This window comes from Algicella marina (assembly GCF_009931615.1).
GTDB lineage: Bacteria > Pseudomonadota > Alphaproteobacteria > Rhodobacterales > Rhodobacteraceae > Algicella > Algicella marina.
Genome location: NZ_CP046620.1, coordinates 1,181,309 through 1,198,362 on the forward strand (window position 1 = coordinate 1,181,309; position 17,054 = coordinate 1,198,362).

At 61.2% G+C, this 17,054-nt stretch carries 17 protein-coding genes; 12 read left to right on the forward strand and 5 right to left on the reverse strand.

Going from position 1 to position 17,054, the window contains the following annotated elements; all coding sequences use genetic code 11:
• Window positions 1-99: 99 nt before the first annotated feature.
• The 3 genes from GO499_RS05855 (at window position 100) to GO499_RS05865 (ending at window position 1,846) form a co-directional block, all read left to right on the forward strand.
• The gene (locus tag GO499_RS05855; RefSeq protein ID WP_161861319.1) at window positions 100-1,017 is read left to right on the forward strand and encodes an endonuclease/exonuclease/phosphatase family protein; all 918 of its coding nucleotides are present in this window, start codon (window positions 100-102) and stop codon (window positions 1,015-1,017) included.
• Window positions 1,018-1,069: 52 nt separating this feature from the next.
• Complete coding sequence (locus GO499_RS05860) at window positions 1,070-1,585, forward strand: hypothetical protein (RefSeq protein WP_161861320.1); 516 nt, start codon at window positions 1,070-1,072, stop codon at window positions 1,583-1,585.
• A gap of 63 nt (window positions 1,586-1,648) precedes the next feature.
• Window positions 1,649-1,846: a hypothetical protein gene (locus tag GO499_RS05865; RefSeq protein ID WP_161861321.1), complete on the forward strand. Its 198-nt coding sequence runs from the start codon at window positions 1,649-1,651 to the stop codon at window positions 1,844-1,846.
• Window positions 1,847-2,112: 266 nt separating this feature from the next.
• Here the strand turns inward: GO499_RS05865 and glnA are convergent, their stop codons facing one another.
• Entirely contained in the window at window positions 2,113-3,522 is a 1,410-nt protein-coding gene (glnA, locus tag GO499_RS05870; RefSeq protein WP_161861322.1) for a type I glutamate--ammonia ligase, read from the reverse strand.
• Between the two features lie 86 nt (window positions 3,523-3,608).
• Window positions 3,609-3,947 carry a P-II family nitrogen regulator gene (locus tag GO499_RS05875; RefSeq protein ID WP_161861323.1) on the reverse strand — a complete coding sequence of 113 codons (339 nt, stop codon included), beginning with the start codon at window positions 3,945-3,947 and terminating at the stop codon, window positions 3,609-3,611.
• A gap of 187 nt (window positions 3,948-4,134) precedes the next feature.
• Between GO499_RS05875 and GO499_RS05880 the strand changes: the two genes are divergently transcribed.
• The gene (locus GO499_RS05880) at window positions 4,135-5,748 is read left to right on the forward strand and encodes an NAD(P)H-hydrate dehydratase (protein WP_161861324.1); all 1,614 of its coding nucleotides are present in this window, start codon (window positions 4,135-4,137) and stop codon (window positions 5,746-5,748) included.
• A gap of 85 nt (window positions 5,749-5,833) precedes the next feature.
• Here the strand turns inward: GO499_RS05880 and serS are convergent, their stop codons facing one another.
• The gene (gene serS, locus GO499_RS05885; RefSeq protein ID WP_161861325.1) at window positions 5,834-7,159 is read right to left on the reverse strand and encodes a serine--tRNA ligase; all 1,326 of its coding nucleotides are present in this window, start codon (window positions 7,157-7,159) and stop codon (window positions 5,834-5,836) included.
• 261 nt (window positions 7,160-7,420) lie between these two features.
• On the opposite strand from serS, the gene yajC reads away from it, so the two are divergent.
• The 6 genes from yajC to GO499_RS05915 all read left to right on the forward strand — a co-directional run bounded on the left by yajC (window position 7,421) and on the right by GO499_RS05915 (window position 12,017).
• Window positions 7,421-7,756 (forward strand): preprotein translocase subunit YajC, encoded by a 336-nt coding sequence (yajC, locus tag GO499_RS05890; RefSeq protein WP_161861326.1) that lies wholly within the window; start codon window positions 7,421-7,423, stop codon window positions 7,754-7,756.
• On the forward strand, window positions 7,756-9,420 hold the full coding sequence (gene secD, locus GO499_RS05895; protein WP_161861327.1) for a protein translocase subunit SecD: 1,665 nt from the start codon (window positions 7,756-7,758) through the stop codon (window positions 9,418-9,420). The genes yajC and secD overlap by 1 nt, the downstream gene beginning before the upstream one ends.
• 1 nt (window position 9,421) lies before the next feature.
• Window positions 9,422-10,405, forward strand: a complete 984-nt coding sequence (gene secF, locus GO499_RS05900) for a protein translocase subunit SecF (protein WP_161861328.1) — start codon at window positions 9,422-9,424, stop codon at window positions 10,403-10,405.
• Between the two features lie 27 nt (window positions 10,406-10,432).
• Window positions 10,433-10,936, forward strand: a complete 504-nt coding sequence (locus GO499_RS05905; protein WP_161861329.1) for a hypothetical protein — start codon at window positions 10,433-10,435, stop codon at window positions 10,934-10,936.
• Between the two features lie 3 nt (window positions 10,937-10,939).
• Entirely contained in the window at window positions 10,940-11,293 is a 354-nt protein-coding gene (locus tag GO499_RS05910; protein WP_161861330.1) for an Mth938-like domain-containing protein, read from the forward strand.
• Between the two features lie 115 nt (window positions 11,294-11,408).
• Entirely contained in the window at window positions 11,409-12,017 is a 609-nt protein-coding gene (locus GO499_RS05915) for a superoxide dismutase (protein ID WP_161861331.1), read from the forward strand.
• Between the two features lie 46 nt (window positions 12,018-12,063).
• On the opposite strand, the gene GO499_RS05920 is transcribed toward GO499_RS05915, so the two are convergent.
• Both GO499_RS05920 and GO499_RS05925 read right to left on the reverse strand, forming a co-directional pair.
• Complete coding sequence (locus GO499_RS05920) at window positions 12,064-12,903, reverse strand: sulfotransferase family protein (protein ID WP_161861332.1); 840 nt, start codon at window positions 12,901-12,903, stop codon at window positions 12,064-12,066.
• Window positions 12,904-12,946: 43 nt separating this feature from the next.
• Complete coding sequence (locus GO499_RS05925) at window positions 12,947-13,438, reverse strand: LOG family protein (protein WP_284154978.1); 492 nt, start codon at window positions 13,436-13,438, stop codon at window positions 12,947-12,949.
• A gap of 195 nt (window positions 13,439-13,633) precedes the next feature.
• Here GO499_RS05925 and GO499_RS05930 point away from each other — a divergent pair, with 195 nt between their 5' ends.
• Complete coding sequence (locus GO499_RS05930; RefSeq protein ID WP_161861334.1) at window positions 13,634-15,106, forward strand: LysM peptidoglycan-binding domain-containing protein; 1,473 nt, start codon at window positions 13,634-13,636, stop codon at window positions 15,104-15,106.
• A gap of 66 nt (window positions 15,107-15,172) precedes the next feature.
• Window positions 15,173-17,026 carry an ABCB family ABC transporter ATP-binding protein/permease gene (locus GO499_RS05935; protein WP_161861335.1) on the forward strand — a complete coding sequence of 618 codons (1,854 nt, stop codon included), beginning with the start codon at window positions 15,173-15,175 and terminating at the stop codon, window positions 17,024-17,026.
• Window positions 17,027-17,054: the final 28 nt, after the last annotated feature.

Consider the following 17,054-nt stretch of genomic DNA (forward strand, 5'->3'; position numbering starts at 1 on the left):
TCCGCGCCGCACCACCGCCGGCGCGGTCGGACTTGCCTTGCCCGCCGCGCTCTGCTTGATGGAAGCCGTGGTTGCCCACCGGAACAGGGACGCGGAACCATGAGGCAGGGGGCAGGGGCAGGGATGATCACCGGGTTGAGGCGTTTGGCGTTGTTGCTCGCCATTGGCGGGACGTGCGCCGTGCTGGCCGGTATGGGCGGATGGTTGCATCCGGCCGGAGATTCGCTTGCCGCTTTCCGGGTGCAATTGTTGATGGGCCTTGTTGCCTTGTCGGGGATCGGGGTGCTCCTGCGGGCCCGTGCGGCGGTGGCGGTGGCCATGGCGGCCGCGCTGGTCGCCGTTGCCGCAAGCTGGGTCACCTGGTGGCCGATGGAAGTGCCGCAATCCGTCGACCTGCGTCTCTACAGCCAGAACCTTCGCTTTACCAACGCCGAGGCTGCGGCGGTGGTCGGTGGCGTGCGGGCCTTCGATGCCGATGTCGTAATCCTGCAGGAGGTGTCGGAAACGACACTGCCGGTTTTTGAAATGCTGTCGTCCGGTTATGACGTTGCCGAACTCTGCGCTTTCGGAACGGTCGGGGGTGTCGCGGTCCTTTCCCGGCTGCCACTGGCGGGGCCAGCCTTGTGCGAGCGGGGGCAGGGGTTCCTGTTGGTGCCGCTGCAAACTTCGGCCGGCCCATTCAGTTTTGGCAGTGCGCATCTGCCTTGGCCCTGGCCGCACCAGCAGGCACGACAGGCGGCGAAGGTCGCTGGTGTTGTGGCCGGGCAAGAGGGCCGGATGATCATCGCTGGCGATTTCAACATGGTACCGTGGGGCGCAAGCGTGCAGAGGATCGCCCGTGCCAGCCGGACGCGGGTGGTACCGGGGCTGCGGCTGAGTTTTCGCCGGCCTGACCTCTGGCCTGGCTTGCCGCTGGATCACGTGCTGGTGCCCGAGGGTGTCCGGGCGCGTTCGCAGCTGCTGGGTGCGTTTGGCTCGGATCATCTGGCGGTGGGAACCGAGTTGGAATTGCGATGATGACGTGCCTGTGCTTCGGTACCGTTGGTCTGTCAGCACGGAGAATGGGTCAATGACCGAGGCCGCCATCGAACCGCCGGGCAAGGCGCTGGCACTCGTTTCCTATGCGCGGGCAATGTCTCTGGGCGAGGACGTGGACACGGCGTCGCTACGGGCGCTGGTGAATGAAGTCTGCACGTCGCGCCGGGAACGGCAGATCCTGCTGTCACGTATCGCCGAGGCGAACACGCGGGAGATCGGTTACGCGGTGGCGGACCTGCTGGCCGAGAGAGTGGCGCGTTTGCGAGAGGCGGAGGGGCTGGAGCGGGATATCGACGATATCTATGGCAAATGGGGGCAGCGGGTTTCCGGCGGAGCGCTGCTTGCAGGCGCCGGCGCCGCGATCGGTGGCGTCGTTACGGGCGGCGGTGTCATCCTGGCCATCGCGCTACCGTTGGCGATGGGTGCGGTCGTGACGGCCGGGCGGCTGAAGGGCAGCAAACGCTACCGGCGCTTCGCGCGTGAACGGGAGGATACCGAGAGCTTGCTGGAGTTGACTAAGACAGCCACCGCCGATTTACGGATTTGAAAGACTTCGGCTGGAAAGATGGCGGCGGATGCCCTATATTAAGGATCAGAAGAGGAGCCGAACATGATTGAAGCCTTCAGCGGATCTCAGGGTACCATTCTGCTGGTGATTGCTGCGACAAGCGCCTTCGCCGGTTTCGGCGGCTTGTTGATGCTGCGCGGACCCAGACGACAGGAAGTACGGGTGGATGTGGACGCATTCGTCCGGAAGGCACCCTACCACCGGCTGCACAATGTTGTGCCGATGAAGAAGAAACTCTGACGAGAGATGCCTGGCGAGGTGTCTCGCCAATACAAATCTCCCAACATCTCTGTAGCCTGGCCAGTGCGCCGGGCTTTTTCATGCCGGCTAGGCGCATGTGAGTTGGCAGTTTCGCGAGCAAGAGAGATAATTTTTTCGGTTTAATCTCAATAGGTTAAAATCTCAAGTTTGAGTGAAGGTCGCATTGATCGGTTCGCGCATGAAAAAAGGCCGCCATCGCTGGCGGCCTCCGGTTCTTCGGCCCTTTCGGACCTGTCAACGCTGATTCAGCAGCTGTAGTACATCTGGAACTCGATGGGGTGCGGCGTGTGCTCGTAGGCATACACCTCTTCCCATTTCAGTTCCATGTAACCCTCGATCTGGTCTTTGGAGAAGACATCGCCGGCGAGCAGGAACTCGTGATCGGCTTCCAGTTCCGTCAAGGCTTCGCGCAGCGACGCGCAAACGGTCGGGATTTCGGCCAGTTCTTCCGGCGGGAGATCGTAGAGATCCTTGTCGTTGGCCGGACCTGGGTCGATCTTGTTCTTGATGCCATCGAGACCAGCCATCAGCAGGGCTGCGAAGCAGAGATAGGGGTTGGAGGACGGGTCCGGGAAGCGGGCTTCCACGCGCTTCGCCTTCGGAGACTCGGCCCACGGGATACGCACGCAGCCGGAGCGGTTGCGGGCGGAATACGCGCGCAGAACCGGGGCTTCAAAGCCCGGGATCAGGCGTTTGTAGGAGTTCGTGGACGGGTTGGTGAAGGCGTTCAGTGCTTTCGCGTGCTTCAGGATACCGCCGATGAACCAAAGGGCCTCGTCAGAAAGGTCGGCATATTTGTCGCCGGCAAACAGCGGCTTGCCGTCTTTCCAGATCGACATGTTCACGTGCATGCCCGTGCCGTTATCGCCTGCGATCGGTTTCGGCATGAAGGTCGCGGACTTGCCGTAGGCATGCGCGACGTTGTGGATGACGTACTTGTATTTCTGAAGTTCGTCCGCCTGTTTGGTCAGCGATCCGAAGATCAGGCCGAGTTCGTGCTGGCAGGAGGCCACTTCGTGGTGGTGCTTGTCGACCTTCATGCCCATGCGTTTCATAGTCGAAAGCATTTCGGAGCGGAGATCGACGGCGGCATCCGTCGGGTTCACGGGGAAGTAGCCACCCTTGACACCAGGGCGGTGACCCATGTTGCCCATCTCGTAGTCGGTGCCGGTGTTCCAGGATGCATCGGCGGCGTCAACTTCGTATCCCACCTTGTTGATGGAATTGGAGAATTTGACGTCATCGAACAGGAAGAATTCCGCTTCCGGGCCGAAATATGAAGTATCACCAATGCCGGAGGAGATAAGGTAGGCTTCCGCGCGCTCGGCGGTCGAGCGGGGATCGCGACCGTAGTCTTCGCCCGTGTCCGGCTCGACAATGGAGCAATGCAGGCAGAGCGTTTTCTCCGCGTAGAAAGGATCGAGATAGGCGCTGTCAGCATCCGGCATCAGTTTCATGTCGGATTCGTTGATCGCTTTCCAGCCGGCGATGGACGAACCATCGAACATGAAGCCTTCTTCGAGGAAGTCCTCATCGACCTCGTCTGCAATCACTGTGACGTGCTGCAGCTTGCCACGGGGATCGGTGAAGCGGATATCGACGTACTCGATCTCCTCATCCTTGATCATGGCTACAACGGATTTGTTATCGCTCATATGTCTGTCCCTATTGTTGTGGTTGGGGTTCTTGGCGGGGCAGGGCGCGCACCACACCGCGCCGTGACCCGATTGCTGGAATGGCGTCAGAGCGCGTCGGCGCCGTCTTCCCCTGTGCGGATGCGGATCGCCTGCGAGATGTCTGAAACGAAGATCTTGCCGTCACCGATCTTGCCGGTCTTGGCGGCGTCAACGATGGCGGAAATGGCGGAGTCCACGAGTTCGTCGGAAATCACGACCTCGATCTTCACCTTGGGCAGGAAGTCGACGACATATTCGGCGCCGCGGTAAAGTTCGGTATGGCCCTTCTGGCGGCCGAAACCCTTCGCTTCGATGACGGAGAGGCCCTGCACGCCGATTTCCTGCAGCGCTTCTTTGACCTCATCCAGTTTGAAGGGTTTGATGATGGCTTCGATCTTCTTCATTCTTCGCTTCCCCCAGGGTGATGCCTTTGTGGCCTGCGCCAAAACTGATGTTTTCGCGAGAAAACACCTCGTGCGAGGTGAGTCCAATGGCTAGTCTAGCCAGAAGTTGGGGGTGAAGGGAAATTTCGGATATGTGCCTAATTTTTGTGCATTGTGACCGGGAACTGGGCGGGGTGAGAAGCGACGCATGACGGAACTTCTGACGGCGGCGCAGATGCGCGGCATCGAGCGGGCAGCGATCGAGAGCGGTGCCGTGACGGGGCTGGAGCTGATGGAGCGGGCCGGGCGCGGCGTGGTGGAGGCGGTGCTGGAATGGCGGCCGGAGCTTACCACGGCGCCGCACCGCGCCGTGGTGCTGTGCGGTCCGGGCAACAACGGCGGCGACGGGTTCGTGGTGGCGCGGCTGCTGAAGGAGCGCGGCTGGGACGTGGATGTGTTTCTTTACGGCGATGAGCCAAAGCTGCCGCCGGATGCCGCGACCAATTGCCGGCGGTGGCGGGAGATGGGGGAGATTTCTCCAATCCAAGACGAGTTTCTGGAGGATTATGTAAAGCGAAATCCTGATACAAAAATCGTGGTGGATGCTCTGTTCGGCTCCGGCCTCGCAAGGCCATTTACGACCCTTGGCGGTACCCAGAACGAACTCAACTTCTTTCAAGCTGCGTCCCGTCGAGACAGTTCCGTGGCTCCCTCGATCATCAGCATCGACGTGCCGAGCGGGATGCATTCTGACACCGGGATGTATCCCGGTTACGAGCAGGAAAATCCGCTGGACAGCTGCATACAGGCGAATCTGACCGTGACCTTCCATGTGCCATTCGTTGGCCATTTGTGTGGGGTTGGTCCACGCGCCTGTGGTCATCTCTTCACCAAGAGCATTGGCCTTGAAGGGCGTCCGGCAGAGAGCCGGACCGTCCATCTGGTGTCTGCAAGCTCAGTCAAGGACAATCATGTTCCTGCCCTGTTGCGGAGCGCGTGGAAGCAAGATTCATCGCACAAGTATGCGTTCGGTCACGCTCTGGTGTTTTCCGGACCATCGGGCCAAGGCGGTGCGGCCCGTCTTGCTGCGCGCGGGGCGGTGCGGATCGGGGCGGGACTGGTAACTGTTTGTGTTCGTCCGGATGCAGTTCAGGAGCACGCGGCACAGCTCAATGCCATCATGATACGCGAGATCGTAAATGCGGCGGCGCTGACGAAGGTGCTGGAGGACAAGCGGATAAACGCGCTCTGTCTCGGGCCCGGTATGGGCGTGAATTGCGATACGCGCGATCTTGTCCATGCAGCGTTAGCGGCGGGGCGGAATACTGTGCTGGATGCGGATGCGCTCACCGTATTATCGCAGGAGGAAGACCCGTTCGCGGTAATGCATGAGAAGTGTGTGCTGACACCACATGGCGGCGAGTTTGCGCGGCTCTTTCCCGATATCGCGGAGAAACTCGGGATGCCTGCCACCGACGGACCGGCCTATTCCAAGGTGGATGCCTGCAGGCAGGCCGCGGCGCGGGCGGGATGCGTGGTGCTATTTAAGGGGGCGGACACAGTAATCGCGTCGCCGGATGGGCGCTGTGCCCTGAACTCGGCGCATTACGAGCGGGCGGCACCGTGGTTGGCGACTGCCGGCTCCGGTGACGTGCTGGCCGGATTCATCACCGGTCTGTTGGCACGTGGCTTCGACCCGCAGGAGGCCGCGGAGGCCGCCGCATGGCTGCATGTTGAATGCGCCCTTCATTTCGGGCCGGGCCTCATCGCCGAAGACCTGCCGGAGCAGCTGCCGGCGGTGTTGCGGTGCCTCGGGAGGTGAGGTTCGCCGATAGCGATGTGGATAAGCCAGGCTTTCAAGGATGAGGTTACCATCGGGCGCGGGCGTCGGCCCAGCGCCCGATCATTCAGGCCGTGCGCTTGTCGGTTGCGACACCCTGTTGGACCAACGCGCCCTCCGCACTGATCATCGCGGCATTGCCCATGTAGGGGCGCAGCACGTCGGGGATCAGGATTGAGCCGTCTTCCTGCTGATAGTTCTCCACCACCGCGATCAGGCAACGGCCAACGGCCAGGCCCGAGCCGTTCAGCGTATGGACGAACTCCGGCTTTGCATCTGGTGTCGGCCGGTAGCGTGCGTTCATCCGCCGCGCCTGAAAATCACCGCAGACGGAGCAGGAAGAAATCTCGCGATACGTGTTCTGGCCGGGCAACCATGCCTCGATGTCATGGGTGCGCCGGGCGCCGAATCCCATGTCGCCGGTGCACAGCACGATGGTGCGGTAGGGGATTTCGAGCGCCTCCAGTATGCCCTCCGCGCATTTCGTCATCCGGTCGAGTTCCACGCGGCTGTCCTCGGGTTTCGTGATGGAAACCATTTCCACCTTTTCGAACTGGTGCTGGCGCAGCATTCCGGCGGTGTCCTTGCCTGCGCTTCCAGCCTCGGAACGGAAGCATTGACTGTGGGCTGTCATCCGCAGTGGCAACTGGCTGGCGGCGAGAATTTCACCGGCAACCGTGTTTGTCAGCGTCACCTCCGATGTCGGGATCAGCCACCAGCCGTTGGTGGTGCGATAGCTGTCTTCCTCGAATTTCGGCAACTGACCGGTTCCGAGCATGGCCTCGTCACGCACGAGCACAGGCGTCCATGTTTCCGTCAGGCCGTTGCGGTCAACGTGGGTGTCGAGCATGAACTGGGCCAGCGCCCGGTGCAGGCGCACCATGGCACCGCGCAGCACCACGAAGCGGGAGCCGGAGAGCTTCGCCGCAGTTTCGAAGTCGAGTCCGCTGACCGCGCCAGGTACTTCGTAATGTTCCCTCGGCGTGAAGGAGAAACTGCGCGGGTTTCCCCAGCGGTGCAGCTCCACATTGTCATTTTCGTCTGCGCCATCAGGTACATCGTCCATCGGCAGATTAGGCAGAGTCATCAGGATCTGCTCCATCTGCGCTTCTTCGATCCGGGCTTTCTCCTCCCGCTCCGCCTTTTCCTGCTTCTTCTCTGCCACGAAGGCGCGCAGGCGCTCGAACTCCGCATCGTCGCCGCGACCCTTGGCCGCGCCAGCTTCCTTGGATGCCTTGTTTGCTTCGGCCTGCGCTTCCTCGGCGATCTGGATCGCCTCCCTCCGATGTCGGTCGATCATCAGCAGGTCGTCGGCCCAGCCTTCCTCTCCCCGGCGCGCCAGCGCTGCGTCGAAGGCCTTTGGGTTCTCTCGTATGGATTTGATGTCGTGCATGGCGCGTGTCTCTGAGATTCGGATTAAGAGGTGGTGTAGGCCACCCGCTTTGTCGGGGCAGGGTATACCGATAAACGCATCCGGTTAACAGTGTCGACTGACCTGCCCCTTTTCGTCCGACTAAATCGTGCCTAGGTGAGCGAAGAACACGGACCGAAAACCTGCCTTGCGGGGGGGCATTGGCTCAAGTAGGGTCCGCCAAACTTCGGGCCGGGTAAGACTCGCGGCCCGGCACGCAGGCTGTTTGAAGAGGACGTAAAGATGTTTGCAAGCCCCGCCTACGCACAGGCCGCCGGAGGTTCCGCCGCTGGTGGCATCGCCGGGTTCATACCCATCATCCTGATCTTTGCGATCATGTATTTCCTGATGATCCGACCTCAGCAGAAGAAGATGAAGGAACATACGGCCATGGTGAAAGCGCTGCGGCGCGGCGACCAGGTCGTCACCCAGGGCGGTGTGATCGGCAAGGTCACCAAGGTGAAGGATGACAGCGAGGTCGAGGTCGAGATCGCTCCCGAGGTCAAGGTGCGCATCGTCCGCTCCACCATCGTTCAGGTTATGAACAAGACAGAACCTGCCGAGGCCGTGAAGAAATAATGGCCGAGATCGCCACCTGGAAGAAGATCCTGATCGGGCTTGTCTGTCTCGGAGGGATAGTGCTGGCCGCGCCGAACGTCTTCTATGCGACAGTGGAAAAGGCCAACGACGCCCGGACGGATGCGGCCAACGGCGCGGTGCTGACACCTGAAGAAGAACAGGCACTTGCCGGTTGGCCATCCTGGGCGCCCAGCCAGGTTGTCAACCTGGGGCTGGATTTGCGCGGAGGTGCTCATCTGCTGGTGGAGGTGGCTGTCGAAGACGTCTATGCCGACAGGCTGGAGGGATTCTGGCCTGAAATCCGCGACGGACTGCGCGACGTCCGCGATGACGTCGGCACCGTTCGCCGGGTAAGCCTCGAAAATGGCGAGCTGCGGGTACGGATTGGTGAGGAAGCCGGGATGCCGGTCGCACTTGAAAAGGTGCGCAGCCTGACCCAGCCGGTCATCTCGCTGACGGGCGCTGGAGCGCGCGATTTCGCGGTGACGGTCGATGGGGACCAGCTTGTGGTCACGTTGTCGGAGGCCGAGAAGATCGCGACCGACAACCGGACGATGGAGCAGAGCCTCGAAATCATCCGCCGCCGTGTCGATGAAAGCGGCACGCGCGAACCGACGATCCAGCGGCAGGGTGAAGACCGGATCCTGATTCAGGTTCCGGGCATCGGAAGTGCCGAGGAATTGCTGGCGCTTCTGGGTACAACCGCGAAGCTGGACTTTCATCACGTCGTCGGCCGGGCTGCCGATGGTGGTGCGAATCCGGGCACGGGCAATGTCGTTTATCCCAGCGTCGACGAACCGGGTGTGTTCTACATCGTTGAACGCCGCGCCGTGGTGTCCGGGGAAGATCTGGTAGATGCGCAGCCCGCGTTCGACCAGAACGGCCGGCCTGCCGTCAGCTTCCGCTTCAATCCTTCCGGCGGGCGTGCGTTTGGCAACTACACCGCCGAAAACATCGGCAACCCGTTCGCCATCGTGCTGGATGAGGAAGTCATTTCCGCACCGGTGATCCAGAGCCATATCCCCGGCGGCACCGGAATCATCACAGGCAATTTCGATGTCGAGGAGTCGACGCGCTTGGCGATCCTCCTCCGGGCCGGTGCACTTCCGGCGGAATTGTCGGTACTGGAGCAGCGAACTGTCGGGCCCGAACTGGGGCAGGACAGTATCGATGCCGGACGCATCGCCTGCATGGTCGCCTTCGCCGCCGTTCTGATCTTCATGGTGTTGAGTTATGGCCTGTTCGGCCTGTTTGCCAACATTGCCCTCATCATCAACATAACGCTGATTCTCGCCTTGCTGTCCGTCATCGGTGCCACTCTGACACTGCCCGGCATCGCTGGTATTGTTCTGACGATCGGCATGGCGGTCGACGCCAACGTCTTGGTGTTTGAGCGGATACGCGAGGAATTGCGCTCCGCCAAGCGGCCGGGCAGGGCGATTGAACTGGGCTACGAGAAGGCGTTGTCGGCTATCATCGATGCCAACATCACGACCCTGATAGCGGCCGTGATCCTGTTCAGCCTCGGCTCCGGGCCGGTGCGCGGCTTTTCCGTGACGTTGGGGCTAGGTATCATCACGTCGGTGTTCACCGCAATTTACGTGACGCGGGTGCTGATCGTGCTGTGGCTCGATACGCGCAAACCGAAAACGGTGGAGATCTGACATGCGCTTGCGACTTGTCCCGGAAGAGACGCATTTCGACTTCATGAAGTTCGGCCCGATTGGCGTTGCCATTTCCGGCTTTTTCATCGTCGCCTCCATCGTCGTGTTCTTCATGATGGGGCTGAATTTCGGCATCGATTTCCGCGGTGGTTCCATGATCACCGCGGCAACAGAGGAGCCTGCGGATCTCTCTACCTATCGCTCGACGCTGGAGGCGCTCGATATCGGCGACTTCACTGTGACGGAGATATCTGATCCCGCCGGGGAACTGACCGGTGCGGTGCCCAACCAGGTGACCATGCGGATCGAGCAGGCGGACGGTGACGAGACCATCCAGCAGGACGTGATTGCCCAGGTAAAAGGCGCGCTGACCGAGACATTTCCGGGGATCGTCTATCTCCAGACCGATAGCGTTGGTGCCAAGGTCTCCGGCGAACTCGTTCAGGCCGGCGTGCTGGCTGTGCTGCTCGCCATCGGCGCGGTACTTGTCTACATCTGGCTAAGGTTCGAATGGCAGTTCTCCGTCGGCGCCGTGGCCGCGCTGGTCCATGACGTGATCCTGACAATCGGGGTGTTCTCGCTGACGCAAATCGAATTCAACCTGTCGATCATCGCCGCGATTCTGACGATCGTCGGCTATTCGCTGAACGACACCGTCGTCGTATTCGACCGCGTGAGGGAGAATCTTCGCCGCTTCAAGCAAACCCCGCTGGCTGAGGTGCTCAACCTTTCCATCAACGAAACGCTGAGCCGGACCCTTATGACATCACTGACAACCCTGATCGCTCTCGTGGCACTTTACGTCCTCGGTGGCGAGGTGATCCGAGGGTTCTCGTTCGCCATGATCTGGGGCATCGTTGTCGGCACCTACTCGTCGATCTTCATCGCTTCGCCGATCCTGTTGAAGCTGGATGTGAAGCGCGACTGGAGCAAGCCTGAAGATGGTGGCGGCGCTGGCACCCAGTTCGCCAACATCGACGCCTGACAGCCGGGCCGCACAAGGGGGCGGAACATGTACCAGAGCCGGTTCGACAAGTTCATCGGCATGCTGGAACGCTCCGCCCATGCGCTGCGCATGGGGCTGGTGCTGGCGGGGGTCACTGTCGGCAGTGCGGCGCTGTTTCTGGCGTTCAACGGCCCGAAGCCGGAGCGGGCGCAGGCCATGGCCACGCGGATGGCCGAAGAGGGCCGCATCGCGGTGAAGGCGTTTGCCCCCGAAGGCTGGAGCGTTGTCTGCCTGGGAGATCCGGGGCAGGACGTGCGGGAGCTGATCAGGGCTGAGACGGGGCAGCGGGCCAATGCCTGCAGCGGTTTCAATCAGAGCTTTTTCTTTTATGATGGTTTCGCGGCCATAGGTTTTGCCGACCCGTTGGGTTGCGACATCATCCCTGTGCCGGTGGAGCTGTTCTCGCCGTCGGGCGGGAAACCACGATGCGTGGAAAACGATGGGCTGATGATGATGTCGCTGAAGGACCGGGCGGCGGACTCACCGGTGCTGGTCGTGGAACGGAGGTAGACCATGCGGATGAACGAGGTCGTGTTCGAGACCGGGCAGCCGGTAGACGGCTACGGTGCCGGCTTTTTCCGCCTTGGCGGAGAAGAACGGCATGGCCCACTGGCGGTGATGCCGGGCGGCCCGCTGTCTTGGCGGGGCTGGCCGGATGTGCAACCCTTTCTCGACCGTGCGGATGATATCGATGTACTGTTGGTTGGAATGGGCTCCGACATCGCACCGCTCGATACCGCGATCCATCAGGCACTGGAAGCCGCGGGCATAGGTGTTGAATTGATGTCCAGCCCATCTGCCTGCCGGACATACAATATCCTGCTTTCTGAGGGGCGCAGGATTGGACTGGCGGCACTTCCGGTGTAGCAGGGGGCGGGAGAGATATGTCAAAAGACAATTGGCGCTTTTCCTCCCAGATCCGGAACCTATACTCCGACCAAGCGTTCCGCTCTGAGAATCTCGCCTCAACAGGAGACTGACAATGGCTTTCGAACTTCCCGATCTTCCCTATGCCCACGACGCGCTTGCTTCGGCCGGTATGTCAAAGGAGACGCTGGAATATCACCATGACATTCACCACAAGGCCTATGTCGACAACGGCAACAAGCTGCTCGACGGTTCCGGCCATGAAGGCAAGTCTCTGGAAGAGATCGTTAAAGCCACATATCAACCGGATGCGGTCGCCCAGTCTGGCCTTTTCAACAACATCAGCCAACTCTGGAATCACAACCAGTTCTGGGAAATGATGGGGCCTGACGGCAACGCCATGCCGTCGGAACTGGAGAGCCGCATCACCGATGCCTTCGGCTCCGTCGCCGACTTCAAAAAAGAGTTTGCCGCAGCCGGCGCAGGCCAGTTCGGGTCCGGCTGGGCCTGGCTGGTGGTCGACACGGACGGCACACTGAAGGTGACGAAAACCGAGAACGGCGTAAACCCGCTGTGCTTCAACCAGACGGCGCTTCTGGGCTGCGATGTGTGGGAGCATTCCTACTACATCGACTTCCGCAACAAGCGCCCGGCCTACCTCGACAATTTCCTCGAGAAACTGGTGAACTGGGAAAATGTGGCGGAGCGTCTGGCCAGCGCCTGATCAGAGGTTTCCGACCGATGCGAAAGGGCGCCTGTGGGCGCCCTTTTTATATTCGGGCGCAGAAATCCACGCCGAACCTTTTCTGAAGGAAATCCCTTTGGGGAGCGGCAAACTCCTCTATCAGGGAAATGGTTTCGGGGGCGACCTCCACCTTGCCGGTGTGGCTGTTGCGCTTGCGATCGAGGTCCGCGTATCCGTCGAAGGCTTCAAGGCCGATGAAGTCTTCGATCCGGCGGATGGTTTCGCGCGGGTTCGAACCGATGTCGCCGAAGGGAATGTAGAGGACGTTGTCGCCGAACACATCATCCCAAATCGGCACGTTGCTCAGGTAGTCGCCCCTGCTTTGGAAGAGATCGGCCTTCACACGGTGCTTCTGCGAAAGATCCGGCTTCATTCCGATACCCATCGACAGGGCGGATACCATCCGCGCAACCGGCTCGCGCACGAAGATGATCACCTTCGCCGCGGGTGCCAAGCGTTTGATTTCCTTCACCACTTCCTCACCGAGGAAGAAATAGTCCGGTGTGAATTCGCCGATCCTGCGATCCTTTGGCAGCACGTCGAAGACTTGCCGATACCAGTTCGTGTCAGGCGTGGCAGCACCCTTCGCGATGGCACGATAGGCCAGTGCGGAACGGAAATTGAGTTTGCGCAACTGCCGGTATGCCCGCCTGTTCGCCTTCAATGCGTTCTTGCGGATGGCGTTCGGATACGTGATGCCCCGGTAGATGTTGTTGAAGAAATTGACTTCCTTGGTCATCGGCATCGCGGTTCCCGGGTGCTGTTTCAGCATCGCGTGCAGCCATGTCGTCCCCGCCTTGTGGACGCCGGGGCACAGGTAATCGAACAACTCGTTCGTTGGGCGAAGGGGGGGCGTCGATGCCATAAGGTCTCTACCGATTGCTCTCTTTCTGCGCGTAGGCAATGGGCTAATGAATGCGCTTCTGCAAGGCTGCCATCAAATCCGGCACGCTGCCTACTACCTGCAGGAGATCGCGGAACGACGGGTCGGCAAAGCCATTGTCCGTGATGTTGTCCAGCAGTGCCAGTAGCGGATCCCAGTATCCACGGGTGTTAAGCAAATAGACCGGCTTCGTGTGCAGGCTGAGTTGTGCCCATGTCAGTACCTCGAACAACTCGTCCAGCGATCCGGGGCCGCCGGGCAGGGTAACGATGGCATCGGCGTTCATGAACATCACCTTCTTGCGCTCATGCATCGTTTCCGTGACGACGAAGCTGGTAAGGTCGCGCTTGCCGACTTCCGCCCGCATCAGGTGAACCGGAATGACACCGAAGGTCTCGGCTCCGGCAAGCTGTGCCGCCCGCGCGACCGCGCCCATCAAGCCGACATCGCCAGCGCCATAGACGAGCCGCAGGCTGTTCTGCGCGAGGCTCTGGCCGAGTTCGGTCGCCGCCTCCATGAAGGCCGGGTCGTTTCCGGGTCGCGAGCCGCAGAATACGCAGACGGAAAATTGCGTTGCTTGAGGCACTGCCTGTATCCTCTTGTCTTGTAAAGGTTTCGTATTTCGCGCATTTTGGCTGGCAATTGCCGGGAACGCGAGTGGTTTCCGCATGCCTGGACAGAAAGGCACCGGAATGGGAGTTCGGGAGTAGGGATGACTGGGGCCGAAAGTGACAGCGCCACCTCGGGCGTGAAACGGGCCGGGACCGGCAAGATCATTGCCGTGGTCCTGCTGTTGTTTGGCGTCATCGGCTATGTGGCCGACCCGCTTGGCTGGCGCACGATGCCCGACGATGCCTCCCCTGAAACCGCTCAAGGTACAGAAACACCTGTTCAGGCCGCCACGGTGGCGTCCGATGGGGCAGCGGCTGATGGGACGGCCGCAGCGACGGGTTCGGAGAGTGACGCGCCCGCAATTGCCGGATCGGAAGACGCGGCAGAAACTGTGTCGGCCGAAGAGACCACGACGGCCCGACCTTCTACAACGGATGAAACCGGAGAACAGCCCACGGCTGTGCCCGCAGTCGAGGATATAGTGGGGGAAACGCCATCACCTGACGCGGCACAATCGCCAGGCGAAGGTGAGGAGGTTGCTGTGGCAACCACCGAGCCGGGATCGGATGCGAATGCTTCCGCTGAAGACGAGGCAGCAGAGGCCACGGCGCCAGTGGCGACAAGCGATATCGGTGAGGAGATCGCCGCCACCACACCGGCGGACAGCAATGACGTTGTCATCGAGCCGGGGGACGACCCGGAGGTCGACGAGAGCGAGCCGTCAGCGGCGGCCCGCCCCCTCACACCGGACAATGAAGCGCCGGGCCTGCCCGAATTCGATCTCGTGCGTGTCGACGAGCGCGGCGGCGGTGTCGTTGCCGGTCGTGCGGAACCCGGCACCGTTGTCCGCGTGATGGCCGGCGGATCCGAAATCGCCACGGCCGAGGCGGATTCCCGCGGAGAATTCGTCGCCTTTATCCAGACACCTGCCTCCAACGAAGGCCTGATCCTGTCATTGCTGGCAGAAAATCAGGCCGGTGAACTGGCGGAAGGCGTCAAGACCGTGTTGCTGCTGCCCGTAAGTGCCGAGGACGGCACCGAGGCGGCGCCGGCCGTATTGCGCAAGGACGGCCCCGGCGAGGTGGTTCGGGTTACGGCCCCTGGCGGGCTTGGAAAAGTCTCAAGCGTGACGCTGGATGCGATCACCTATGATAGCGCCGGTGCGGTGGTTCTCTCGGGCCGCAGCCCGCGGGAACAGACCATCCGCATCTATGTCGACGGTGCGGCCGTGAAGGATGTTGCCAGTCGTGCGGACGGCACTTGGGATGCAAAACTAGATGAGGTCGAGGAAGGCCGCTACATACTGCGCGTCGATGCGCTTGCGGCGGATGGCAGTGTCGATAGCCGGGTCGAGAGCCCGTTCCAGCGGGTTTTTCCGGAACTGGCGGCACAGGCATCGCTGTCGGAGATCACCGTGCAACCGGGAAACACGCTCTGGGTGATGGCAGAGGAACGCTATGGTAACGGTTTCAGCTATACCCAGATTTTCGCCGCCAACCGCAACCTTATCCGTGATCCCGACCTGATCTATCCCGGCCAGATTTTCAGCCTGCCGGATGCGCCGCAGGAGTAGGACAGCGTCGGTGGACAATTTCCGGGGTACTGCCTAAATACAACGGGCACTGCCGGAAAGAGCCATATGACAGACACATCCGAAGCCACGGCTGCCCCCGACGCGGCCGAAGCGAGACCGAATGCGACCACCGAAGGCAGGAGCGCCATGCGCACTGTCCGCAAGGTCGGCCCCTATCTCTGGCCGGAAGGTCGGACGGACGTAAAGATCCGGGTTGTGCTGGCAATGATCGCGCTGGTGCTGGGCAAGGTGGTGACTGTGGCGATCCCGGCCTTTTTCGGCGCGGCGGTGGATTCGCTGGCGCCGGAGAACGGTGACACGGCCTTTCTGCTGATCTCCTCCAGTGTCGGTTTGGTGCTGGCCTACGGTGCCATGCGGCTGGCCTCCGTCGGTTTCAATCAGTTGCGCGATGCGGTCTTTGCCCGTGTCGGGCAGGGGGCACTGCGCCAACTGGCGCTGGAAACCTTCCGGCATATCCACGCGCTGAGTCTGCGCTATCACATCACCCGCAAGACAGGCGGACTTTCGCGGATCATCGAGCGCGGAGTGAAGGGCGTAGAGTTCCTGCTGCGCTTCCTGCTGTTCTCAATGGGCCCTCTGGCGCTGGAATTGCTGTTTGTCTGCGGCATCTTCTTCTTCGCATTCGGTGTCAGCTATCTTCTCGTCGTCGCGCTGACCATCGCACTCTATGTCTGGTTTACGTTTGCGGTCACGGAATGGCGGGTGAAGATCCGCAAGGAGATGAACGACCAGGACACCAATGCCAATCAGAAGGCCATCGACAGCCTGCTGAACTTCGAGACCGTCAAATATTTCGGGGCCGAGGGCCGCGAGGCGGAACGCTATGACCAGTCGATGGCCGGTTACGAAACCGCGGCAGTCAAGACTCTAAAATCGCTTGCTTTTCTCAACTTCGGCCAATCGGTTCTGATCACAGGCGGGCTGGTTGCGGTTATGCTGATGGGCGCACTCGCCGTGGGCCGGGGGGATCTCACTGTCGGCCAGTTCGTCATGATCAATGCCTACATGGTGCAGATCACGATGCCGTTGAATTTTCTCGGTACCGTCTACCGCGAGATCAGGCAGGCGCTGGTCGATATGGGTGACATGTTCGACCTTCTGGAACAGCCGGCCGAGATATCCGACAAGCCGGGCGCACCGGCGCTGGCGGTTTCCGGAGGGCGCATTACCTTCGACGGCGTGCGCTTCGGCTACAACGGCAATCGCACGATCCTGCACAAGCTGGACCTGGACGTGCAACCGGGCCAGACTGTTGCGGTCGTCGGTCCCTCCGGTTCCGGCAAATCGACCATCGGACGGCTTCTGTTCCGCTTCTACGATGTCGAGGCCGGGGCTCTGCGCATCGATGGCCAGGATGTGCGCGATGTAACACAGGAAAGCCTGCGCTCTCAGATCGGCGTTGTGCCTCAGGATACGGTGCTGTTCAACGACACCATCGGCTACAACATCGCCTACGGCCGCCCGGAGGCGGGACAGGATGCCGTGGAGGCCGCGGCCCGTTCCGCACAAATTCACGACTTCATCATGAGCCTGCCGGAAGGTTACGATACTACGGTTGGCGAACGGGGTCTGAAACTGTCAGGCGGCGAGAAGCAGCGCGTGGGGATCGCGCGGACGCTGCTGAAGAACCCGCCCATCCTGTTGCTGGACGAGGCGACCTCCGCCCTCGATACGGAAACCGAGCGGGATATTCAGGACAGCCTTCGCGCCATGGGTGAGGGCCGCAGTGTCATCACCATCGCCCATCGCCTTTCCACCGTCGTTCATGCCGACAAGATCGTGGTGCTTGAACAGGGGCATGTGGTCGAGGAAGGCACGCACGAGAGCCTGCTGGCCCGTGGGGGTCGCTATGCCCGCATGTGGGCAACCCAGCAGTCCGAGGAAAGCGACGCCGCCTGACGAGGCCGCAGAGAGCCGCAGGCCAGCC